A 22,641-nucleotide genomic window follows, 5' to 3' on the forward strand; every position below is an offset into this window, starting at 1 on the left:
TTAAGAACTATTTTTTATCTTAATTAGTTATATTAGTTTTTTAAAGATAATTTACCATTAAAAGATAAGGCCACCTGATCTTTTTCACTCACTAACACTTCATCAACCTGATTTAAAGGCCAGTCAATTGCCAGTGTCGGATCATTCCAGATAATCGCACCTTCACTTTCTTTATTATAGTAATTGGTGGTTTTATACAAAAACTGGGTATTGTCCTCTAATGCAATAAAACCATGTGCAAATCCTTCTGGAATCCAAAACATGGTTTTATTCTCAGCACTGAGTTCCACACCAACCGATTGACGATAGGTTTTAGATTCGGGCCGAATATCAACAGCCACATCCCATACCCGGCCTTGCACAACTCGAACCAATTTGCCCTGAGCATATGGAGTTTTTTGGAAGTGTAAACCGCGTAGCACTCCCTTTTGCGACAGGGAGTGATTATCCTGAACAAATGTTGGTACGGGTAAATTTAACTCTTCAAGTGCTTGAGCAAAACGTTGATGATTAAAACTTTCCATAAACCAGCCACGATCATCACCAAACACTTGTGGATGTATAATCAGCAAGCCTTCAATTTTGGTTTGTTCAATTTTCATTGTGCTTCATCCGCAATTTTATACAGATATTGACCGTATTCTGTTTTCTTTAAAGCACTAGCACTGTCTAGTAATTGAATTTTACTAATCCAACCTTGGTTAAAACCAATCTCTTCAAGACAAGCCACTTTCAACGATTGACGTTTTTCAATGGTATAAACAAACTGCCCTGCTTCAAGCAAAGATTCATGCGTACCTGTATCCAGCCAGGCAAAGCCACGACCAAGTAGTTCGACATTGAGTGAACCATCTTTCAAGTAAGCATTATTAATGTCGGTAATTTCAAGTTCGCCACGAGCTGAAGGTTTAACTTGCTTGGCAAATTCAACGACACGATTGTCATAGAAATATAAACCTGTAACCGCATAAGGAGATTTTGGCTGTACAGGTTTTTCTTCAATACTGAGTACCTTACCAGTTTTGTCAAATTCAACCACACCAAAACGCTCAGGATCTGTAACATGATAGCCAAAGACTGTGGCTCCATGCTCACGTGCATTCGCGGCCTCAAGTTGCTCACTGAAGTGCTGACCGTAGTAAATATTATCACCCAAAATTAGACAGACATTGTCTTGACCAATAAATTCTTCACCGATCAGGAATGCTTGTGCCAAACCATCAGGAGAAGGTTGCACCTTATAGCTCAATTCAATACCAAATTGGGAACCATCGCCCAATAATTTTTCAAAGTTTGGAAGGTCTTCAGGTGTTGAAATAATTAAAACTTCACGAATACCCGCCAGCATCAATACAGAAAGCGGATAGTAAATCATTGGCTTATCGTAAATTGGTAGAAGTTGCTTGGACACACCTTTGGTAATCGGATGTAAGCGTGTACCGGAACCGCCTGCTAAAATAATACCCTTACGTTTTATACTCATTTGCTTAATAGCTCCGCTAGTATTCGTTTTACACCTTCTTGCCAATGCGGCAAATTCAATCTGAAGGTTTGCTGTAACTTTTGATTGTTTAATCGTGAATTATGTGGTCGTGTGGCTGGAGTTGGATACGCCATGGTAGGAATGGGATTGACCTTTTGTACAGCCAATTCCAATCCAAAGACTCGTGCCTGCTCAAAAACATAATTGGCATACCCAAACCATGAAGTTTCACCACTTGCTACAAGGTGATAAACCCCTGTTTTCATGCTGTCAGCCGCTGTTTGTGGAATGGCCTGTGCCGTAATATCCGCAATCAACTCAGCCGAGGTAGGGGCACCCACTTGATCATCAATGATAGAGAGTTCTTCTCGCTGCTGAGCCAAATTCAGCATAGTTTTCAAGAAATTTTTTCCTCGAGCAGCATAGACCCATGAGGTTCTGAAAATTAGGTAATCACAACCACTTGCAATAATTGCCTGCTCACCTTGCACTTTGGTTTGACCATAAACATTTAAGGGTGCAATGCGATCCGTTTCAAGAAATGAAGTCTGACCTAAGCCATCAAAAACATAGTCTGTCGAGTAATGCACAAACAGTGCATTGACTTGTTGGCACGCTTCAGCTGCAGCTTTTACCGTTTGATGATTCACTAAATCGGCTTGATCCTGCTCTGTTTCAGCTAAATCCACGGCTGTATAGGCAGCAGCATTCACGACCACATCAGGTTTTACCGTCATGATCGTGTTATAAATCGCCCGTGGCTGGGTCATATCACCGGACAGTCCCGCTAGACCATGCCGGTCTAATGCAATAACATCACCCAAAGGAGCTAGAGCACGTTGTAGTTCCCACCCAACCTGACCATTTTTTCCAAGCAATAAAATCTTCATGCTTATCCTTGGTATTGCTTATTTAACCAGGATTGATATTCACCACTTTGAACGTGTTCAACCCATTCATTATTGTTTAAGTACCATTCAACCGTTTTACGTAATCCCGTTTCAAATGATTCTTTCGGTGTCCAACCCAATTCATGTTCAATTTTTGAAGCATCAATCGCATAACGTACATCATGGCCTGGGCGGTCTTTTACATACGTAATTAAGTCTCGATAACGTTCAACACCTTGTGGTTTATTAGGAGCCAGTTCTTCGAGTAAAGAACAAATGGTTAGAACTACATCAATATTGGCTTTTTCATTGTGACCACCAATGTTATAGGTTTCACCTACTTGCCCCTGAGTCACGACAGTATAAAGTGCACGGGCATGATCTTCCACAAATAACCAGTCACGAATTTGCTGGCCATTACCATAGACTGGAAGTGCTTTTCCTTGCAAAGCATTTAAGATCATTAATGGAATGAGTTTTTCTGGAAAATGGTAAGGACCATAGTTATTGGAACAGTTGGTCACTAAAATCGGTAATCCATAGGTCCGATTCCAAGCACGAACCAGATGGTCTGAACTCGCTTTACTTGCTGAATAAGGTGAACTAGGAGAATAAGGGGTTTTTTCTGTAAATAAATCCGTTGTTCCTTCTAAATCACCATAGACCTCATCTGTTGAAATATGGTGAAAACGGAATGTAGCCTTCTTTTTTTCATTTAAGCCTAACCAGTAAGCGCGGCTTGCTTCCAACATTTGATAAGTGCCGATGATATTGGTTTCAATAAAAGCATAAGGCCCAGAAATCGAACGGTCTACGTGGGATTCTGCAGCCAAGTGCATCACTGCATCAGGTTGGAAATCTGTAAATAATTGATCTAGTGCGGCACGATTACAAATATCGGTTTGGGAGAATTGATAACGAGAGTAATTAGAAATGGAACTTAACGATTCTAGATTACCGGCATAGGTTAGTTTATCAACATTTAAGACTTCATGTTCTGTATTCTGAATAATATGGCGAATCACTGCAGATCCAATAAAGCCTGCACCACCTGTAATTAAAAATCTCATTTTCCCCCCCAAAAAAATCTAGAGCACACAAATCATATCAAAGAAGAATTTTTAGAACATCGACATAAATAGTTAACTTCTATGGTGAGAGTTAAATATTTTTGAATTGATCGAGCAAATTCATTCTATGTTTCTGTGGTGTAATCTTCTCAACAACTCCAATTAGGTCTGCCATTTTATCTATATAAACCTTACTAAGCCATCGCTCTCGCTCAAACTTAGCTAGATAATTTTCAAGTTCCTTATCAAATACACTGGATTTGAATACAGGAATCAACACTTTCTTTTCACTCACCAACGCCTCACTGATCATCGAGGTTGATTCAGGTGAACAAATGATTAAGTCCGCTGCATAAATATAATCAGCAATATCACATTGCTGACCATGATTGACTAGTGTTAAAGCTATCTGTGGATTTCCAGTGAAGGCCTGCTGTAGATCCTTCTCAAAATCTTCGGGTGTACGCCTGGATGTACTGATCAGAATTTTCCAATCTGGATAGTTCCGCGCCAGGTACTTAATCCACTCAATCCATTCATAAGAAGTCCCAATTTTGGATGTTTTAGTATCTGCACCAATTAAAATAATCAGTGCTTTCTGTTCCATACAATCCAGATTTTGCTTTGCTTGCTGAACTCTATGTTCCAATTGAAAAGTAAGTTGTTTATTTGGTGCAATTGGGTAATAAATAAAAGGTTTTTGATTTTTGTATTTATCATCAATAGTAAATACAGCATCAAAATAACAAGCTGGAATCCCTCTTAATGAGGTTGCAATCACATTCTTGGTAGCTTTCCCCTGCTGCTGAAAATACTTTTTAAGCAAGGCATTTGGCAGAAGTGTTTCACCACCGGCTGAAACAAGGAGAGCACAATCTGACTGTAAAACTTGTAATTGAACAGTATCCAGATAAAAACCTAATGCCCATTTCGGGCTCACAATAGGCAAAAAAACTTTGAGTATATGCTTCGTTAATTTACTGACTTTGTAAATCTTGAGCCACTGTACTTCATATTGATTTCCGTTATTCAGTAAGGTGAGTATACCCTTGGTTTGTGTTTCATGTCCTGCTTTACCATCCGTTAAAGCTAAAATCATCAGGTGACTATTTTCCATCTAACACCTCACGATAGACCATTTCAATATTCTTGACCATTCCATTTAAAACTAGGTTTTTTTCTGCACCAGCAAATACCGGCATAAAATCATGCTCTACTTGTTTTAAATTTTCTAAAGCATGTACGATCAGATGATGTAATGCATTTGCATCATTTTCAGCACAGAGGTACTGCTTAGGTAAAATTTGGGTCATTGCCCCTACAGCTGTTGATATCATAGGTATTTTACAAAGCAAAGCCTCTATCATGGTATATGGACATCCTTCATAATGAGATGACATCACATAAAGAGAAGCTTGCTGCATCAAATCAGTAATATCATTACGAAAACCTAGTAACTTTACACTCTTTTGTAAAGCTAACTCATTAATAAGTGTTGCCAACTTTTGCTTTTCAAAACCTTCTCCTACAATCCAAAGCTGTGCATTTGGTATGTCTTGCCATGCTTGAATTAAAAGATCAAAACCCTTAACGGGCACTAATCTTCCTACAGCCAAAACGACAGGTGGAGTTATTTTATTAATATCGGAATTAAGCTCAGGCGGTTCAATTCCATTTAGAATAATGTACTTATTAGGATGTTCTAAAGTTTCTGCGGCATTGGGACTCACTGCAATCACCGCATCAAAACCCTTAAACATTTTGGTATTTTTTTTACGGCTATGTAAAGTGGCAACACTTTTAGTCGGTAGAAATTTTAAAATACTACCCACCATTGCAGCAGCTTTATTTCCATGTACATGTACAATATCAGATTGAAGTGCTTTCAATGCTCTATAAAGTTGAAACAGAACAATAATATTTCTTCTGCTCTTCGACAGATCAATTCCGATAAATTCTGTTTTTAATCGACTACGGTACTTTTCATGTGCAACAACTGTGACTTGGTGATGTTTCATTAGACAGTTAGCCAATTCAACAACATGTTTTTCTAACCCTCCTTCTTCATCACCTGCCATGACCAATGCTACTTTCATCACTAACCTTCCCGCTTCCCCAATTTCATTCGCAATTTAAAAGCAAATAATGAATCTTTTCCGCTGATTTTAATACGTTGCAATTGCATAAAATCAGGCATTTTCCCATCTATGCCTTCTTGTGTTGTTACTGCATTGGTATATCCTGCCTGCTGCGCCAAACTTACATCACGCGCTGCATAAATACCAAATGGATATGCAAAGCTATTTACAGAGCGATGAATCAAACTTTCAAGTGATTGCTTGGATTGTGTTAACTCATCTAAGCATTCAGTATCATCCAACTTTGCAAGATTCGCATGGGTCATTGTATGTGAACCAATTTCAATCAAACCAGAATTTGATAAAAATTTGACTTGTTCATCATTTAATTTAGGTTCACGGGCAAGTTCACCACTATTATGATGCGCTTTTTTGTAGGTTGACCAATCTCGATCATGTCGGTCTACCACTACATAAATCGTCGCTTTGGCTTGATATTTTTCTAAAATTGCAAAAGCATTTTCCAAGTTATCTAAATAACCATCATCAAAAGTGATTGCAACAGTTTTTGCAGGATGCTCCCCCCAATGATCTTGTAATTCCTGCATAGTTACAAAGTTAAAACCTTCTGCTTTTAACCATGCTATTTGCTTTTCAAACTCAGTAGGCTTAACTCGTAATTTATTAAACTTTGCACCATCTATATGCTCACGTACCATGTGATACATTAAAATTCGTGGTCTATCCCAATCTACTGCTGGCTTCCACCATGCGTACTTATAACTGAATGCGAACAACAAGATAAATAAAACAATCAGAATATAAATCACGATTAAATCACAGCTACTTGATTAAAAGATATGTTGCCACACGCTCTGCTTCTTTAAAAGCAGTCGTAGAATATAATTCAGCAATTTGTCTAGCATTCGATACAAGTTTTTGATCAATCAAATGCTGCACGGAACGCGTAATTCGATCCTCTTTCGCTCGATCTATCTGAACAAGCCCCACTTTACAGCCTGCGGTGAGTGCTTCGTATATCATAGATACGCTATCTTCAGTCACCCATACAGCTTCCGCTTTTTGCATCTCTTCAAAAATCCAACCCTGCGGCGTTTCATCAACTGGAAAAATTTGCAGTTGTGAAGCAAAACTTTGCTGAGCCACTGCAGGTAAAAAATCAGCAGGTGTACGCCTAGAACTCGTCAAAATAATGTCACACTGCATGTTCTGCTGCACAATCTGCCCAATCGCAGACATCACCTTATCTGCATTCCAAATATGCCGTTTAGATGAACCACCTAACGCAATCAAAATACGGTTTGCTATGTGTCGCTGCTCATTTTCAATGGGATTCAACGCACCTTGTGTAACAATCACATTTGCCTGCTCTGGTACACCATCATGTTCAGGAATAATCACATGATCAAACCAAGACAAAGGAAAATTTGGTTTCATTAAAATGACAGTTTTCGCACATGGAAAAACTTTACCCATCAATAAAACACGTAATTGCGTATGACTGCCTACCCCAAAAATATAATCAGGTGGCTGCGATACTGCAGCATGTTTTTGTTTTTTATATGCAGTCAATAAACTCAAGAGTGGTAGCTGATCAATTGAAATTTCTTCAAAAGTTAACTCAATATTTGTTTGCTTGTGCATGGCCTTAAATAAACCTAGAGCCTGTGAGCGATGTCCTGCTTTACCATCACTGACATAAACAATATGCATAGTCTCGTTCCAAAAAATTCAATATCTTCAAGCCAATAAAAAAGGCGAAACTTAGTTTCGCCTTTTCATCTTAACCGATCAGCTTATTTTACGTAAGTTAACCAGTGCGCATATTTAGGGTCTTTACCCTGAACCGCATTAAAGAATGCAGTTTGGATTTGCTCAGTGATTGGACCACGACAACCTTCACCAATTTGACGGTCATCATATTCACGGATTGGCGTCACTTCAGCAGCAGTACCTGTGAAGAATGCTTCATCTGCAATGTAGAATTCGTCACGTGTAATACGACGTTCAACTACTTCAAAACCAAGGTCTTTCGCAATCGTAATAATGGTTTGACGAGTAATACCATCAAGTGCACCACCCGCGATGTCAGGAGTATGAATCACACCATCACGAACTAAGAATACATTTTCGCCTGAACCTTGACATACATAACCTTGTGGGTCGAGTAACATTGCTTCGTCATAGCCAGCATGTGCCACTTCTTGGTGTGCAAGAATGGACAAAGTATAGTTACCAGATGCTTTTGCTTTACACATGGTCACGTTTGGATGATGGTGCGTAAATGAAGACGTTTTAACACGAATACCCTTCGCCATCGCTTCATCACCAAGGTAAGCACCCCAGCTCCATGCAGCAACAACGGCATGAATTGTATTGTCAGTTGCTGCAATACCTAATTTTTCTGAACCAATAAAAATAATTGGGCGTAAATAGCAAGAAGCCAATTTATTTTCACGAACCACATCAATTTGAGCTTGTTCTAATACTGCATGATCAAATGGGACTTTCATTTGATAAATTTTTGCAGAATTTAATAAACGCTTAGTGTGTTCTTTTAAACGGAAAATAGCCGTTCCATTCGGAGTTTCATAAGCACGGACGCCTTCAAACACACCCATGCTGTAATGCAATGTATGTGTTAATACGTGAGTTTTCGCCTCACGCCAGTCAACCAATTGTCCATCTTGCCAAATAAAACCATCACGATCAGCCAAGTTCATGGCACACACTCCAAATTTTTATACACAGTCATTTTTATCCAATGCAAACGTTGCAGTTGGATCAATTAATCTTTGCCATAGCTTGCAAACGACCACTCGGGTATCGTGCCAATCATCAGCTGAAACTTGCATGGATTGATTCGCAAGTGCTAGACGATGGCTCTCGGCTCGTTCACGGAGATAAGCTTGAATCAATGCTGTCGCATCGGCGCTGGATAAGCAATCCGTTCTTGCGGCATCCTCAAGGATTCGTACGTTGTCAGAGTAATGGGCGAGATCGGGATTCGACCCACTCCATGCTAATACTGCATACTGTGCCATAAATTCGATGTCAACGATACCACCTGCATCTTGTTTTAAATGAAAAATTCCATCTTTTTGCTGCTCTTTAGAAGAACCTAGATGGTCTTTCATTTTTTGGCGCATTTTTAGCACTTCTGCACGAACATTGTTCTCATCGCGTGGCTGAGTCAAAATATTGCAGCGCAAGTTTTCAATTTCAATCCGTAAACTGTGCTCACCTGCAATGGTTCTGGCACGGACCAAAGCTTGATGCTCCCAGACCCAAGCATTCTTTTGTTGATATTGCTCAAAGGCTTTTAAGCTGGTCACCAGTAACCCCGCCTCTCCCGAAGGTCGTAAACGTGTATCCACCTCATACACTCGACCATCTAGGGTTTGCGTGGTCATTAAGGACATAAATTTTTGTGCCACCCGCATGGCAAATTCAAAGCCACTAATTGGTTTCTGTCCATCGGTATCCGCTTGTTCGTCCATATAGTGAATAAAGACCAAATCCAAGTCCGAACCATAACCTAGCTCGATGCCACCCACCTTGCCATAGCCAATTACCGCGAAAGCCGTGTGATCAATCGAACAACGCTGCCCTTCTGCATCGATTGGATAACCATGTTTTTTGGCAACAATTTGATATGCCAAATGCAAGGTTGCATTCACCGACACTTCAGCAATATCGGTCAATGCATCCGATACTTTCATCAACGGGCTTTCGGCCAAAACATCACTAGCAGCTACTGCTAAGACATTGGATTTTTTAAATAATCGAAGAACACGCATCTGATCTTCAACTTGATCAATTTCAATTCGAAGCAGTTGTTGACGTAGAGAGTCTTCTAAATCTTTACGCTTTGGCAGCTCAAAATCCATCGACAAAAACTCATCCAACAGCACGGGATAATGCGTCAATTCTTCGCAGATCCAAGGACTCACTGTTGCCATTTTCACTAATCGTTGTAATGCCCCTTTGCTCTCAATCAGCATCACCAAATAGACTGTACGGCGCAGCACCGACTCCACCAAAGGCATGAGACGTAGTAAGGCCACCTGAGGTTTATCTGACTGTAATATCGCCTCAATGAGATGTGGCCAAAAGGTTTTTAAGCGCTGTACAGCTTTGGCAGGTAATTTTTTCAGCGCATGTCCATACCAAAATTCGTGAATTAAATTTTTGGCATCATCATCTAGAACATCGTTCAACTGGGCTTCTAAATGACTAAAACTTTCCAATAACGGATCGGGTTCTTTTTCTTTGATAAGATGTTCAAATTGGTAAATGACTTTGGCACGCTTCTGATTGAGTACATGCAAAAAGTCATCCCAAGATGCAAAACCTAAAGTATCTAAAATACGTTGGCGGGGTTCAGGCTCATGTGGCAACGATTGGGTTTGCTGATCATTGAGCGCTTGTATCGCATGTTCAATACGACGTAAAAATAAATACGCATCTTCTAAATCAGCAACCGCGGTATTTTCTAATAATCCAACTTCACCTAAATGATGCAAACTCACTAAACATTGACGGTCTTGCAACTCGAGTTTTGAACCGCCATAGATGAGCTGAAAGACTTGAACAATAAACTCAACTTCACGAATTCCGCCTGCACCGAGTTTAATGTCATCTTCGATATTACGACGTAGCACTTCACGTTCGATCATGGCTTTCATTTCACGCATGGCTTCGAAAGCGGTGTAATCGACATATTTACGGAAGACGAAAGGTCGGGTCATTTCCAGTAACTCGGCGCCTTCTTTACCGCCAGTGACGATCCGTGCCTTAATCCAGGCATAGCGCTCCCATTCGCGTCCATGCTGGCTTAAATATTTTTCTAATGCCGCATGACTGATTGCCAAGGCAGAACCATCACCCCATGGGCGAAGGCGCATATCTACACGGAAGACAAAACCATCTGCGGTAATATGGTCAAGCAGGTAAATTAATTTTTGTCCCCACAAAATACAGAACTGCTGTACATCAATACATTTTCGACCATTGGTTTCGCCCTGTTCATCAAAGGCAAAAATAAGATCAATATCACTTGAAAGATTAAGTTCCTGTGCACCAAGTTTTCCCATGGCAACCACAATTAGGTCTTGAACTTTCCCCTTATAGCCTAGCGGTTCGCCATATTTCGCAATCAACGGCTTTAGTGCAAAATCTTTTGCCGCACAGATGGACGCATCGGCAAAGTCTGAAAGCTCTCGCGTTAAGGTGACGACATCGGTGAGTTGATTGGCATCTTGCCAAATCCAACGAAACATGAGACGTGCGCGCAGCACACGAATTGCACGCATCCAGCTATTTTCATCTTGGATATCAGCGAGGCTGCTTGCGACAAAATGTTGAATTTGTGCTGTACTGAGCGAGGTTTGAAACTGATCAATTGCATAGTCTTGTTCTAAACTGGCCTGATGGATTCCGAGCACCTGTTCAGCATATTGACTGGCACGTAATGTTTTCTGCAATTGCTCCGCATTCATTTCACAAACCCTAGCGTGATTTTTTTCTAGTTATAACAGTTGATAACGCTTAGGGAAAAGTATTTTTAGGCTTTTATACCAATAGATGCGCATTAAAGTTCACTTAAGGTCGCATCTTTCTGTGCACTGCTGCTCTCGGTATTTAGGGTTTGATGCAGGCTCGTCGCCTGTGGCAACCAGACTTTAAATTGTGTGCCTTCACCTTCTTTCGAGTTCACCACAATTTCACCCTGATTTAAGTCCACAAAACGTTTACAAAGGACTAAACCCAACCCCGTACCACGTTCTCCTGCCGTACCTTTAATACTAACCGTCAGTTTTTGCTGAAATAAATCATCAATCTGAGCTTGGGTCATGCCCAATCCAGTATCTTGAATAGTGAATACAACCCGTTCTCCATCTCGATCGGCTGAAATCGTCACCACACCTCTACCATCGGTATGGGTAAATTTCAATGCGTTTGACACCAAGTTTTGCATCACTGATGTGATCATATTGATATCTGCATTGACTTTAATGCCTTCAGGCACGGCATTGATCAGTCGAATATTTTTCTTCACAGCCAAGCTATTTAAGACATCACTTACGATTTTTGCAGACTGATGTAAATCAAAATTAATCGGGTGATAAACAAAGCGACCACCTTCTGCCATAGCCCAGTTTAATAAGCTTTCTAAAAGGTTATACGTCGACTGTGTGGTGTCATATAAATAGTCTGCAATATTTTGCACACTTGAATCATCTAAGGTATTGCGTTCCTGCGCCAAAACTTCAGAAAAGCCCAATAGACCATGAAAAGGTGCTCTTAAATCATGCGCAATAATTTGGAAAAATTTAGTCTTACTAAAATTAAGTGCCGACTGCTGTTCATAGGCTTCTTTTAATTCGGCATTTTCAACGCGAAGTTGAATAATATTGACTAGACTTTGTACAAATTCTTCAACGATCTTTAATTGTTTGGATTCAAATGCAGTGACTTGATCATCAAACAAAATCACTTTACCAATAGAGTCTTGATCATATTTTAAATCGAAAGCGACTAAACGCTGATGCCCTAATCCAAGTTCTTGCATATAGTTGGAATAAGCTTGGTAATTTTCAGCGTCTCGGTCTATACGAGAATGTTCAGCAAAAAACTGATCTAGACGATCATCATCAGCTTCGGCCATAAAGGCCTTAAATATGTGCTCTGACGCATACCATATATAAGGTTCATTTTTAAATGCGAGGACAGCATTCTCGACTTGCACAATACCACGCGCGAACTTTAAAAATTCTGCAATGCGGTTGTCGTCCGTATAAACCCCCATCAATAAAGACAAACGACAGGCAGTTAATAATTCGGTTTGTGTACCAATATCCAGTAAACGTAAAGCCATCCCGTTGCTCTCCTCAGGGTTTATCTTAAAGATAAAAACCAACTGTTATGTTCAAGATTAATAGCAAAAATAGCCCAAACACTCAATAACAAAACCCAACAAAAAAACAAACATCATTTACGAATGCGCTATTTAATCGAACTTTCATCCAATTAGAAAATAAAAATATCTATAAAGAACATAACATTAAAGGTAAAAAAAAATTAAAACAATAAAATTAGAAACTTAAATTAATTTAAATTTTATTAACTGTTTATTTTAAATCGTACTTTTCGCGTTTTATTCAAACTAAAAACATGACCAAAAGAAATATTTACTTACATAAGACCTAAAAAACTGGGTTTAATTTTCTTTAACTACATCACAAAAAATAGTGAGTTTTATGACTATTCTATGACCAGATTGCTCATCAGGATGCTCGTTTCAGTCAGCTACACTAAATGAATCTATTTTTAAGTTTTTCTATTAGACTAATTTATTAGTTTTTATCAGTTGAGCGTGTCATTGCTACTTCAAACAAAACTGTCTCGCTTTTAATTTATTAAACTAAGCTAAAGATTCGATTCACGCTTCTGCTGTACATAAACTCATTCACCCAAATGACTGAAGCTGAAAAAGTGCCATGCCTTATTCATCAGATCTATAAGTTATCGCATAAACATTCCGCGACCTTTCAAAGTCAAACGGGGCATCAAACGCACGTCGTTCTTTTATAAAGTCACAGATCCTGACTAATTTTCGAACTTCCGCACCAAATCTACACCTAAAAGTTAAGGCATTCGGTTTGACCTGTCCTACGCTTTGCTTTACAACTAAATTTCGAACGAGCCATAAAGAACAGATCAGCCCCAAAAAAATGATATAAATTTAATAGTTCAATAGCTTTAAGCTATGAATAACAAGCTTTCAATATTCCCCTTCTCGGTTTTGCGCTAAAATTGGGCGTCAAACTGCACTTCTTTTGTATCATTTTTCTACGAAATGACCACATCACAGGATCTTGCGTTGACTGAAAAGCAATGAACCCCGATACTTTCATAGTTTTATTTAAGCAAATCGGTTCATAGAGGCGAGCCACAAGCTCAGACCTCAAAGACACAATCTAAAGCAAGGGGCTATATATGGCTGGTGGAAAGTCAACTATCATCTACACACTGACCGACGAGGCGCCATTATTGGCGACTTACTCTCTGCTGCCGATCATTGAAACCTTTACTAAACCTGCTGGCGTTGAAATCGTTAAACGCGATATCTCAGTTGCAGCACGTGTACTCGCTGAATTTTCAGACTACCTAAGCGAAGAACAAAAGGTGCCAAATAACTTGGCAGAGCTTGGACAATTAACCCAAGATCCAAGCACAAACATTATCAAACTTCCGAACATCAGTGCTTCAGTTGGCCAATTAACTGCTTGCATTAAAGAATTACAGTCTAAAGGTTTTGCAATTCCGAACTACCCAGAAAACCCAGCGACTGAGGAAGAAAAAGAAATCAAGGCACGTTATAGCAAATGCCTAGGTTCTGCTGTAAATCCTGTACTTCGTGAAGGTAACTCTGACCGTCGTGCGCCTACTGCAGTAAAAAATTACGCGAAGAAACATCCTCACTCTATGAGCGAATGGAAACAGTGGTCACAAACTCACGTTTCTCACATGGACGAAGGTGACTTCTACCACGGCGAAAAGTCTATGACTTTAGACCGCGCTCGCAATGTAAAAATGGAATTGATCACTAAGTCTGGTGAAACTGTTGTTCTTAAGCCAAAAGTTGCGCTTCAAGATGGCGAAATCATCGACTCAATGTTCATGAGCAAAAAAGCACTTTGCGACTTCTATGAAAAAGAATTAGATGATTGTAAAGAAGCTGGCATTTTGTTCTCTCTACATGTAAAAGCGACCATGATGAAGGTGTCTCACCCAATCGTTTTCGGTCACTGTGTGAAGATTTACTACAAAGAAGCATTCGAAAAACACGGCAAATTGTTTGATGAGTTAGGTATTAACATCAACAACGGGATGTCTGGTCTTTACGAAAAAATTGAAACTCTTCCGACTTCTCTTCGTGAAGAAATCATTGCTGACTTACATGCTTGCCAAGAACACCGTCCTGCACTTGCAATGGTTGACTCTGCAAAAGGCATCACGAACTTCCACTCACCTAATGACGTAATTGTAGATGCATCTATGCCTGCAATGATCCGTGGTGGCGGTAAAATGTGGGGTGCTGACGGCAAACAGTACGACTGTAAAGCTGTAATGCCTGAATCTACTTTCGCGCGTATCTACCAAGAAATGATCAATTTCTGTAAATGGAATGGTAACTTTGACCCACGCACTATGGGTACAGTTCCTAACGTTGGTTTGATGGCGCAAAAAGCTGAAGAATACGGCTCACACGACAAAACTTTCGAAATCGCTGAAGCGGGTGTTGCAAACATCACCGACCTAGAAACTGGTGAAGTGTTGATGTCACAAAACGTGGAAGAAGGCGATATCTGGCGTATGTGCCAAGTGAAAGACGCTCCAATCCGTGACTGGGTGAAACTTGCTGTGACTCGTGCACGCAACTCAGGAATGCCTGCGATCTTCTGGCTTGACCCGTACCGTCCACACGAAAACGAACTCATCAAGAAAGTTCAAACTTACTTGAAAGAGCACGACACTACTGGTTTAGACATTCAAATCATGTCTCAAGTACGTGCTATGCGTTATACACTTGAACGTGTTGCTCGTGGCCTAGATACAATTTCTGTAACTGGTAACATCCTACGTGACTACCTAACAGACTTGTTCCCGATTATGGAATTGGGTACTTCTGCGAAAATGCTTTCTATCGTGCCTCTAATGGCTGGTGGCGGCATGTACGAAACTGGTGCGGGTGGTTCTGCGCCTAAACACGTACAACAACTTGTAGAAGAAAACCACTTACGTTGGGATTCTTTAGGTGAGTTCTTGGCACTTGCTGTTTCTCTTGAAGAAATGGGCATCAAAGAAGACAACGCGAAAGCTAAACTTCTTGCAAATACACTTGATGCTGCGACTGGTAAATTGCTTGACAATGACAAGTCTCCATCACGTCGTACTGGCGAACTTGACAACCGTGGCAGCCACTTCTACCTTGCTAAATACTGGGCTGAAGAACTTGCTGCGCAAGACGAAGATGCAGAGCTTAAAGCGAAATTCGCTCCTCTTGCTCAAGCACTTGCTGAAAACGAAGAAAAAATCGTTGCAGAACTTGCTGAAGTTCAAGGTAAAGCCGCGGACATCGGTGGTTACTACGCTGTAGATACAGCAAAAGTAAATGCTGTAATGCGTCCAAGCGCAACTTTAAATGCTGCTCTTGAGGCTGCTCAATAAGTTGATGCAAAACTAACGCAAGTTAGTGATGTAAAAAAACCAGCGCGAAAGCGCTGGTTTTTTTATACCCTCATTTATATAGTGTTATGACAACTCTTTCATTTAATGCTTAGATCTAAATTTTATGAATGTGAGTGATCAAAGATTAGGATTTTTCATTCAACTATAGTTTTTTGGTGTTTCGGTAGTCATGTTATGTATTCGACTCAATAAATTGTTTTATTCCTATGACAGTAGGTTATCAAACCAATTAAATGATTAAAACAGAGATATTATTGCTAAAGTTGATCGAATTCAGCTATATGAAATTAAAGAATATTAGGTAATATTAGCCAATATAATTTTAGAATTTACGCAGAATTAAAATGGTAAAAAAAGACAGAATAGCTATCGTCATAACTGTAATATATTCACTGTTTCCTTTACTGCTTCTATTTGATGGAACTACGGAAGAATTTGTAATTTTTCTGCTACCAATTTTTCTATACTGGGGATATAGATTCATAAAAGGCGATATTAGCTTTCTCAAACAGAAAGACGATTAATAAAGAATGATTGGATATTGATATGAAAAGAGCAATTTTTTTCCTAATAGTCTTAAGTGCTGTAAGTTTAGAAGTAGCCGCAGGAAACTCCCTATTGACTGAATTTAATAAAGAAATAGCACCTTATCAAAAAGGTATAAAATACAATTCAGCAGCTATGGATCGTCTAGCAGATAAAGAGTTAAGTGGTGCTAAATTAACTGATTCTGACTATAAAAAAGTCTTCTTTTTGAGTTGTAGCTCTTTAACATATATGAATAAAACAACTGCGGTAACAAAAAAAGCTAAATATAAAAATTTAGAAAAAGCTAAAAAACTTCAGAAAATAATTTCAAATTCTAAAGCTGTGATGGATGTGACGGAAAGAGATTGTAATAAAGCAGGTATGCCTGTTTCTTAACAAGAGTTAGCTACATGAATAGGAATTAATTTGAATGGTAGTAGTACTGTTTCATTTACGTAGAGAGAGTATATACGGCATTGGCGGAGATGCTTAACTACACTAAAAAGTTAGTAAATATATCATTGGACTACAGCCATAAAATAAGGAAAACCTAAAATGGCAAATTCATGGGGAATACCAAAGCACATAGAAGATGCGGTCTCGGAGCGAGACCTGTGCTGTGTATATTGCGGCAAAAAGTTTGGTACTGAAAGAGCCAACAAGAAGTCTTGGGAACACATTATCAACGATATAAGAATTACAACCTTAACCAATATTGCATTGTGCTGTGTTGGCTGCAATGCATCTAAAGGCAATAAAGACTTAGCAACTTGGTTCCACTCTGAGAATGCTCGAAAAAGAGGTGTCAACACTGAGACAATTGCAGATGTCATCAAAGTAGCTTTAGATAGTTAATAAATCTTTTAAATACTACAAGCCCTATAAGACACCCGATCAATCACATTTGATTATTGTATTGATCTAATAATTTAAGCTTAGCATCTGATTCCACCATGAGTACCCAAACAAAATTCAGGTACTCATTTTACGAAGTGACCACCTGAAACGTGGCTAGTGAAATCATTGGAAATTTTCTAGGAATTTTATATAATTCATTACTTTTAGACATAAAAAACCCCAAGTCTTAATAAGCTTGGGGTTTTTTAGAATTTTGGTCCCGAGGGTCGGACTCGAACCGACACATCATCTCTGATAGTGGATTTTGAATCCACCGCGTCTACCAATTTCACCACCTCGGGAAGGTGTTGAAACGTATAATAAACTGTTTCAAAAACTTGTCAACGCATGATGTTCTCATTTGATTAAAAATAAACCGTATAAGAATTTTTAGATGGATAATCCATCAATTTCAGCGTTAAAACCTAAAAAAGCTTATACTAAGCCAAATTTCATTATCTCCTTTTCAGATTTCTTAACATGCAACTTTCTGACTTTAACTTCAATCTCCCTGACGAACTCATTGCCCGCTATCCGCTTGAAACACGTAGTGCATCACGCCTGCTCCATCTTGACCTGAATGGCGAATATCACGACCATCATTTCACTGACATTTTAGACTTGCTCAATGAAGGTGACTTATTGGTACTGAACGATACCAAAGTAATGAAAGCCCGCTTGAAAGGCAAACGAGCAACTGGCGGTGCAGTTGAAGTCTTGGTTGAACGTATTCTTGACCCAAAAACCGCACATTGCCACATTAAAGCCAGCAATACGCCTAAAGAAGGTGCGGAATTATTTATTGGTCCAGACGAAGTTAAAGTGACCGTTCAAGGCCGTCATGAAAACTTATTTGTTGTGGAATTTTCACAGCCTATTTTACAAGTTTTAGATTTATACGGTGCTTTACCGATTCCGCCTTACTTTAACCGTGAAGCAGAAGCGATTGATACCGAACGTTACCAAACTGTTTTTAACGATCCGACCAAATTGGCTTCAGTTGCAGCACCAACAGCAAGCTTACATTTTGATGAAGCGCTACTCAAAAAATTGGCAGACAAAGGTGTGAATAAAACCTTTGTTACCTTGCATGTGGGTGCAGGCACATTTTTACCCGTACGTACCAATGACATTGAAAATCACATCATGCACAGCGAATGGTGTGACGTGTCAGAAGAATCTATGGCTTTAATCCGTGAGACAAAAGCACGTGGCAATAAAGTCATTGCTGTCGGTACTACAGCGACTCGCGCGACTGAAAGTGCCGCTCAAGCCAATGGCGGCGAACTCAAGGGCTGGACAGGTGATACGCAAATCTTTATCTACCCTGGTTATGAGTTCAAAGTGGTCGATCGTTTAATTACCAACTTCCATTTACCTGAGTCTACCCTGCTCATGTTAGTGTCAGCGTTGTCTAATCGAGACAATATTTTGAATGCCTATCACCATGCCGTCGACAGCCAATATCGCTTCTTTAGTTATGGCGATGCGATGTTAATTGATAACATTAACCACAAATAATCGAACGCTGAAATCATCCCTATGCCGATAGATTCTGTAAAGCATTCCATCCATATTCGTCGCAAAAAGAATGAAGTTGTTTTTCAGAATATTGCTCGGCTATGGGATATAGGCCGAAACGCCAAAACACACCAAGAGCTCCTCGATGGACTGCATCCATGGAATGCTCCCATTACACTCAAATTTGAAAATTTACTGCCGCTGGCTTTAGCCGCACTGGGTATCGGATTCATGCTGTTTATTGTAATTCAGCCCGATCATGGCTGGGCACAGCTCTGCTTTGCTGCGGGATTGGTCATGGTGTTCTGGGCCTATATCAGCTATGAAAAAGATGACCCGCTCGAAGATGTTATTGCGTTTTTGGAAACCGAATGCATCGCAAAAAAATACCAACTGGCTTTTAACCGACAGCCTCAATACATTTCAATGCCGCTGAATAATCTACAATTTATTGGCAATCTTAAACGTATGTTCCCCGTATTTAAGCAAGGCAGCCTTTCGAATGATATTCAGACCTTCGCGAGCACCGTTTGGGAAGATGAAAATCAGCAACAGCATCAGGTCATGGTCTTTCATTATCACTATGTGAATGAACTGAAAGTACGTGACAAAGACGGTGATGAAGTCACGGTCAAAGAAATTCATAAAGACCTGTGGGGCGTATTTGTTTTTGATATTGGCATCCATGGACTTGCCGTATCTGCAACAGGCAAAAACTTTGGCTATCCCTATAGTTTTCCTTGGCACAGCAGCGACATCCAAACCAATCAAAAATTAAAGTTTTATGGCGATAACCAAATGGAAATGGCTAAATTACTCAGCCCGGGATTTGTCCTCCGACTGGCGGATTTTTTTCAAAACCGTGAAGGTGATCTGCTATTTCATCCGAGCCACCGAATAATGTGCTATCTTGGCTCTACAGATTTATTTAAAGTCAGTAGTAAAGCAAAACGAATTCAGGATGTTTCTGCATTGCGTGGACATCTCAGAACCTTTAAATTAAATGCTTTAGAAAATTTGAAAAACGACTTAACGCAGTTTTTAAAATAGATTTCATACAATAATGTTTTAAACTACGACCTTTTATCTTGAGGATAAAATTTTATGGGGCTTTTGATCTTTGTTTTAATCATCATTGTATTGGTGATTGGCGCAATCATGATTCGCAACAACATTGTCCGACATCACAATGCAACCATTCGTGCATGGTCAGATGTAGCCAGCTATGAACGTCAAAAAATCAAAATTTTAGATGGATTACAGCCTTTGGTTGAGCAATATTCCAATTTTGAACAAGGGACTTTGGCAAAAGTCACTGAACTCCGTCAAAACATTATGAATTTGAACGTAAATAGTACCGATGTCAGCCAATTACAGCGTATCGAAGCATTGAATCAAGATCTGATGCGCAGCCTGAATGTTGTAGTTGAAAACTATCCTGAGCTCAAAGCCAATGATATTTATCTGAAAATGATGAATGAAATTGAAGAACAAAACGAAAATGTCGGTGCGGCAATTACTATTTTTAACCGCAACGTCGAGTTGTTCAACAACCACATTCAAGTGTTTCCTAACAATATTATTAATACGCTATTGCTGAGTAAAAAAGCGGTTCGCCCTTTCCGCGATCAAGCTGCCAGCCAAAATTTTGATTATCGTCCGAACTTTTAAGTTCGGGCTTTAATGCACAAAAGTAAAAAAATAATGATGAGGTGATCAAGCACCTCCAAAACTAGAAAGAAAAATAAAATATGCAAAATCAAATTAATGCACTGAAAAATGTGCTGATTCAGGCGTTTTTCAAACGCTATGAGCAGCACCAAGACGACCATATTTACGCATGTACGTTGGTGTTCAATCCCTATTTGTCCATGGACTATATCGCAGTCTCTACGCAGCGTAGTATTTTTGCCGAAGATGAAGATTCTGCTCAATATCTTGCAGTGCATGATCGATGGAATGTGTCGAAATGGCGCTATCGTAGCCTACCGGCTTTAAGTAAAGACTTGGCGCAGTTTAAACTGACATCTGTAAATGAAGTGGGCCATTTAAACCTTGATCCATCTTCTATAAAAAGTACGATAAAGTCTGAATCGGCTAACCATCTTTCAATCTTGCTCAATGCCATACAACAAACAAAAGTCGACTTGGTTCAGTCCTACGACATTGAATTGGAAAATATTCTGTTTTTTATCATGTTGCCAACACAGCCCGAAATAGAGATTTATTCAGCTCAGGTTTTAAATACACCAAGTACACAACTTGACGATTTTCTCAAATCCAAACACCCCCTCCAACTCGACAGCTTACCCAAGCGTATGAAGCTGTCTCAGTATGATAAAGACCTGCTGATTGATTTGGCTCAAATCGTTGAAATACAACCTTATAACTATTTACATGTAGCTAATGAAGTCTATCTTTTAAGCTTAGAAAAAAGCTATGCAACCACGAATCCTTATATTCAAAAGCTTATTGACAGTATCGTGGCCATGACATCGGACCCGAAAGGCACATTTGCGATGGAAAAAGAAGAAATTTTGCAGCGAATTAACCAGTTCTATTTTAATGCCAAGAGTTCAGATGAAGCCTTGTCACAAGACGCAATCTATAAATTTACAGACTTAACACCCGACAAAGCTAGCGTTTAACCGCAGAATCAAGGAAAATAGAGCACTTTTAGCACTCTTACCATCAGCGAACTGTTTTTTCGCCTTGATCTGGACCTTGTATGAAGTTTGAAAAATTGGCGCAATCGGGCCGTGCTCGTCGCGGCCGTTTAACCCTTGAACATGGTGTTGTTGAAACACCTATGTTCATGCCTGTCGGTACTTACGGTACTGTAAAAGGCATGCTCCCACGTGACATTAAAGAAATTAAATCCCAAGTTATTTTGGGCAATACCTTCCATTTATATCTTCGCCCAGGCCTAGATGTCATTCGTGAACATGGTGGTTTACACCAATTCATGAAATGGAATAACCCGATTTTGACAGATTCAGGCGGTTTCCAAGTCTTCAGCCTTGGCGCTATGCGCAAAATTAAAGAAGATGGCGTAACTTTCCGCTCTCCAATTGACGGCTCTAAAGTCTTTTTATCTCCTGAAATTTCGATGGATATTCAGCACACGCTGAATTCAGACATCGTGATGATTTTTGATGAATGTACGCCTTATCCTGCGTCACATGAAGAAGCGCAAAAATCATTGCAGCTTTCTTTGCGTTGGGCAAAACGCTGTAAAACTCAACATCATGACGTGCTGAAAAACCGTAATGCCCTGTTTGGTATTATCCAAGGCGGCATGTACGAAGATTTACGTGATGAATCTTTAAATGGTCTGAAAGAAATTGATTTTGATGGTTATGCGATTGGCGGCTTGTCCGTTGGCGAACCAAAAGAAGAAATGATCAAAGTATTGGATTATCTTCCAGAGAAAATGCCTGCGGATAAACCACGTTACTTGATGGGTGTCGGTAAACCAGAAGATATCGTAGAAGCGGTTCGTCGCGGTGTCGATATGTTTGACTGTGTGATGCCAACTCGAAATGCACGTAATGGTCATTATTTTGTGACTGATGGTTTAGTGCGTATTCGCAATGCCAAATATCGTCATGATCAAAGTCCGCTTGACTCACATTGCGACTGTTATACCTGTACAAACTTCACCAAATCTTATCTCTTCCATCTTGAGAAATGCGGCGAAATGCTCGGTTCGATGCTCGGTACTATTCATAACTTACGTTATTACCTACGTCTGACTGAAGCGATGCGTGATGCTCTCGATCATGGCACTTTTGATGAGTTTGTTGAAGACTTTTATCGTCGTCGCGGCATGGAAGTGCCACCTTGTCCTCAAGATTAATTCTTTCAGCATTTGCGCTGAAGAAAAAGACAAGGTA

Annotated in this window: 19 protein-coding genes and 1 tRNA gene; 8 read left to right on the forward strand and 12 right to left on the reverse strand. The window is 39.7% G+C overall.

What is annotated here, in order from left to right; genetic code table 11:
• Positions 1-32: 32 nt before the first annotated feature.
• From rfbC to FTU37_RS04490, 11 genes are all read right to left on the reverse strand, one after another.
• The gene (gene rfbC, locus FTU37_RS04440; protein WP_180009397.1) at positions 33-602 is read right to left on the reverse strand and encodes a dTDP-4-dehydrorhamnose 3,5-epimerase; all 570 of its coding nucleotides are present in this window, start codon (positions 600-602) and stop codon (positions 33-35) included.
• Complete coding sequence (gene rfbA, locus FTU37_RS04445) at positions 599-1,483, reverse strand: glucose-1-phosphate thymidylyltransferase RfbA (protein WP_179993906.1); 885 nt, start codon at positions 1,481-1,483, stop codon at positions 599-601. The genes rfbC and rfbA overlap by 4 nt, the downstream gene beginning before the upstream one ends.
• Positions 1,480-2,373, reverse strand: a complete 894-nt coding sequence (gene rfbD, locus FTU37_RS04450) for a dTDP-4-dehydrorhamnose reductase (protein ID WP_096901155.1) — start codon at positions 2,371-2,373, stop codon at positions 1,480-1,482. The genes rfbA and rfbD overlap by 4 nt, the downstream gene beginning before the upstream one ends.
• 2 nt (positions 2,374-2,375) lie before the next feature.
• Positions 2,376-3,443: a dTDP-glucose 4,6-dehydratase gene (gene rfbB, locus FTU37_RS04455; protein ID WP_096901154.1), complete on the reverse strand. Its 1,068-nt coding sequence runs from the start codon at positions 3,441-3,443 to the stop codon at positions 2,376-2,378.
• A gap of 91 nt (positions 3,444-3,534) precedes the next feature.
• On the reverse strand, positions 3,535-4,560 hold the full coding sequence (locus tag FTU37_RS04460) for an ELM1/GtrOC1 family putative glycosyltransferase (RefSeq protein WP_180009398.1): 1,026 nt from the start codon (positions 4,558-4,560) through the stop codon (positions 3,535-3,537).
• Entirely contained in the window at positions 4,550-5,539 is a 990-nt protein-coding gene (locus FTU37_RS04465) for a glycosyltransferase (RefSeq protein ID WP_180009399.1), read from the reverse strand. Before FTU37_RS04465 ends, FTU37_RS04460 begins: the two co-directional genes overlap by 11 nt.
• A 2-nt stretch (positions 5,540-5,541) precedes the next feature.
• Positions 5,542-6,351, reverse strand: coding sequence for a polysaccharide deacetylase family protein (locus FTU37_RS04470; protein ID WP_180009400.1), 810 nt, complete (start codon positions 6,349-6,351; stop codon positions 5,542-5,544).
• A 13-nt stretch (positions 6,352-6,364) separates the two neighbouring features.
• Complete coding sequence (locus FTU37_RS04475) at positions 6,365-7,255, reverse strand: mitochondrial fission ELM1 family protein (protein ID WP_180009401.1); 891 nt, start codon at positions 7,253-7,255, stop codon at positions 6,365-6,367.
• 83 nt (positions 7,256-7,338) lie between these two features.
• Positions 7,339-8,265, reverse strand: coding sequence for a branched-chain amino acid transaminase (locus FTU37_RS04480; RefSeq protein WP_180009402.1), 927 nt, complete (start codon positions 8,263-8,265; stop codon positions 7,339-7,341).
• Between the two features lie 18 nt (positions 8,266-8,283).
• On the reverse strand, positions 8,284-11,043 hold the full coding sequence (glnE, locus tag FTU37_RS04485) for a bifunctional [glutamate--ammonia ligase]-adenylyl-L-tyrosine phosphorylase/[glutamate--ammonia-ligase] adenylyltransferase (protein WP_180009403.1): 2,760 nt from the start codon (positions 11,041-11,043) through the stop codon (positions 8,284-8,286).
• 92 nt (positions 11,044-11,135) lie between these two features.
• Positions 11,136-12,422, reverse strand: coding sequence for a sensor histidine kinase KdpD (locus FTU37_RS04490; RefSeq protein WP_180009404.1), 1,287 nt, complete (start codon positions 12,420-12,422; stop codon positions 11,136-11,138).
• 1,121 nt (positions 12,423-13,543) lie between these two features.
• Here FTU37_RS04490 and FTU37_RS04495 point away from each other — a divergent pair.
• The 3 genes from FTU37_RS04495 to FTU37_RS04505 all read left to right on the forward strand — a co-directional run bounded on the left by FTU37_RS04495 (position 13,544) and on the right by FTU37_RS04505 (position 17,182).
• Complete coding sequence (locus FTU37_RS04495; RefSeq protein WP_180113183.1) at positions 13,544-15,778, forward strand: NADP-dependent isocitrate dehydrogenase; 2,235 nt, start codon at positions 13,544-13,546, stop codon at positions 15,776-15,778.
• 567 nt (positions 15,779-16,345) lie between these two features.
• Positions 16,346-16,723, forward strand: a complete 378-nt coding sequence (locus FTU37_RS04500) for a hypothetical protein (protein WP_168378736.1) — start codon at positions 16,346-16,348, stop codon at positions 16,721-16,723.
• A 159-nt stretch (positions 16,724-16,882) separates the two neighbouring features.
• Entirely contained in the window at positions 16,883-17,182 is a 300-nt protein-coding gene (locus FTU37_RS04505; protein ID WP_168378735.1) for an HNH endonuclease, read from the forward strand.
• Positions 17,183-17,439: 257 nt separating this feature from the next.
• On the opposite strand, the gene FTU37_RS04510 is transcribed toward FTU37_RS04505, so the two are convergent.
• A tRNA-Leu gene (locus FTU37_RS04510) sits at positions 17,440-17,526 on the reverse strand.
• 178 nt (positions 17,527-17,704) lie between these two features.
• On the opposite strand from FTU37_RS04510, the gene queA reads away from it, so the two are divergent.
• The 5 genes from queA to tgt all read left to right on the forward strand — a co-directional run bounded on the left by queA (position 17,705) and on the right by tgt (position 22,604).
• Positions 17,705-18,745, forward strand: coding sequence for a tRNA preQ1(34) S-adenosylmethionine ribosyltransferase-isomerase QueA (gene queA / locus FTU37_RS04515; protein ID WP_078191326.1), 1,041 nt, complete (start codon positions 17,705-17,707; stop codon positions 18,743-18,745).
• A gap of 21 nt (positions 18,746-18,766) precedes the next feature.
• Complete coding sequence (locus tag FTU37_RS04520) at positions 18,767-19,795, forward strand: hypothetical protein (protein WP_180123875.1); 1,029 nt, start codon at positions 18,767-18,769, stop codon at positions 19,793-19,795.
• A 54-nt stretch (positions 19,796-19,849) separates the two neighbouring features.
• Positions 19,850-20,416, forward strand: a complete 567-nt coding sequence (locus FTU37_RS04525) for a LemA family protein (protein WP_180050020.1) — start codon at positions 19,850-19,852, stop codon at positions 20,414-20,416.
• Between the two features lie 80 nt (positions 20,417-20,496).
• Positions 20,497-21,393: a DUF4303 domain-containing protein gene (locus FTU37_RS04530; protein ID WP_180123876.1), complete on the forward strand. Its 897-nt coding sequence runs from the start codon at positions 20,497-20,499 to the stop codon at positions 21,391-21,393.
• 80 nt (positions 21,394-21,473) lie between these two features.
• Positions 21,474-22,604: a tRNA guanosine(34) transglycosylase Tgt gene (tgt, locus tag FTU37_RS04535; protein ID WP_180123877.1), complete on the forward strand. Its 1,131-nt coding sequence runs from the start codon at positions 21,474-21,476 to the stop codon at positions 22,602-22,604.
• Positions 22,605-22,641 lie beyond the last annotated feature (37 nt).

The sequence above is a fragment of the Acinetobacter sp. YH12097 genome (assembly GCF_013419225.1).
Taxonomy (GTDB): Bacteria; Pseudomonadota; Gammaproteobacteria; order Pseudomonadales; family Moraxellaceae; genus Acinetobacter; species Acinetobacter amyesii.

Coding starts and splice junctions, on each gene's coding strand:
- rfbC (WP_180009397.1), bottom strand. CDS start 602: ATGAAAATTGAACAAACCAAAATTGAAGGCTTGCTGATTATACATCCA.
- rfbA (WP_179993906.1), bottom strand. CDS start 1,483: ATGAGTATAAAACGTAAGGGTATTATTTTAGCAGGCGGTTCCGGTACA.
- rfbD (WP_096901155.1), bottom strand. CDS start 2,373: ATGAAGATTTTATTGCTTGGAAAAAATGGTCAGGTTGGGTGGGAACTA.
- rfbB (WP_096901154.1), bottom strand. CDS start 3,443: ATGAGATTTTTAATTACAGGTGGTGCAGGCTTTATTGGATCTGCAGTG.
- FTU37_RS04460 (WP_180009398.1), bottom strand. CDS start 4,560: ATGGAAAATAGTCACCTGATGATTTTAGCTTTAACGGATGGTAAAGCA.
- FTU37_RS04465 (WP_180009399.1), bottom strand. CDS start 5,539: ATGAAAGTAGCATTGGTCATGGCAGGTGATGAAGAAGGAGGGTTAGAA.
- FTU37_RS04475 (WP_180009401.1), bottom strand. CDS start 7,255: ATGCATATTGTTTATGTCAGTGATGGTAAAGCAGGACATCGCTCACAG.
- FTU37_RS04480 (WP_180009402.1), bottom strand. CDS start 8,265: ATGAACTTGGCTGATCGTGATGGTTTTATTTGGCAAGATGGACAATTG.
- glnE (WP_180009403.1), bottom strand. CDS start 11,043: ATGAATGCGGAGCAATTGCAGAAAACATTACGTGCCAGTCAATATGCT.
- FTU37_RS04490 (WP_180009404.1), bottom strand. CDS start 12,422: ATGGCTTTACGTTTACTGGATATTGGTACACAAACCGAATTATTAACT.
- FTU37_RS04495 (WP_180113183.1), top strand. CDS start 13,544: ATGGCTGGTGGAAAGTCAACTATCATCTACACACTGACCGACGAGGCG.
- FTU37_RS04500 (WP_168378736.1), top strand. CDS start 16,346: ATGAAAAGAGCAATTTTTTTCCTAATAGTCTTAAGTGCTGTAAGTTTA.
- FTU37_RS04505 (WP_168378735.1), top strand. CDS start 16,883: ATGGCAAATTCATGGGGAATACCAAAGCACATAGAAGATGCGGTCTCG.
- queA (WP_078191326.1), top strand. CDS start 17,705: ATGCAACTTTCTGACTTTAACTTCAATCTCCCTGACGAACTCATTGCC.
- FTU37_RS04520 (WP_180123875.1), top strand. CDS start 18,767: ATGCCGATAGATTCTGTAAAGCATTCCATCCATATTCGTCGCAAAAAG.
- FTU37_RS04525 (WP_180050020.1), top strand. CDS start 19,850: ATGGGGCTTTTGATCTTTGTTTTAATCATCATTGTATTGGTGATTGGC.
- FTU37_RS04530 (WP_180123876.1), top strand. CDS start 20,497: ATGCAAAATCAAATTAATGCACTGAAAAATGTGCTGATTCAGGCGTTT.
- tgt (WP_180123877.1), top strand. CDS start 21,474: ATGAAGTTTGAAAAATTGGCGCAATCGGGCCGTGCTCGTCGCGGCCGT.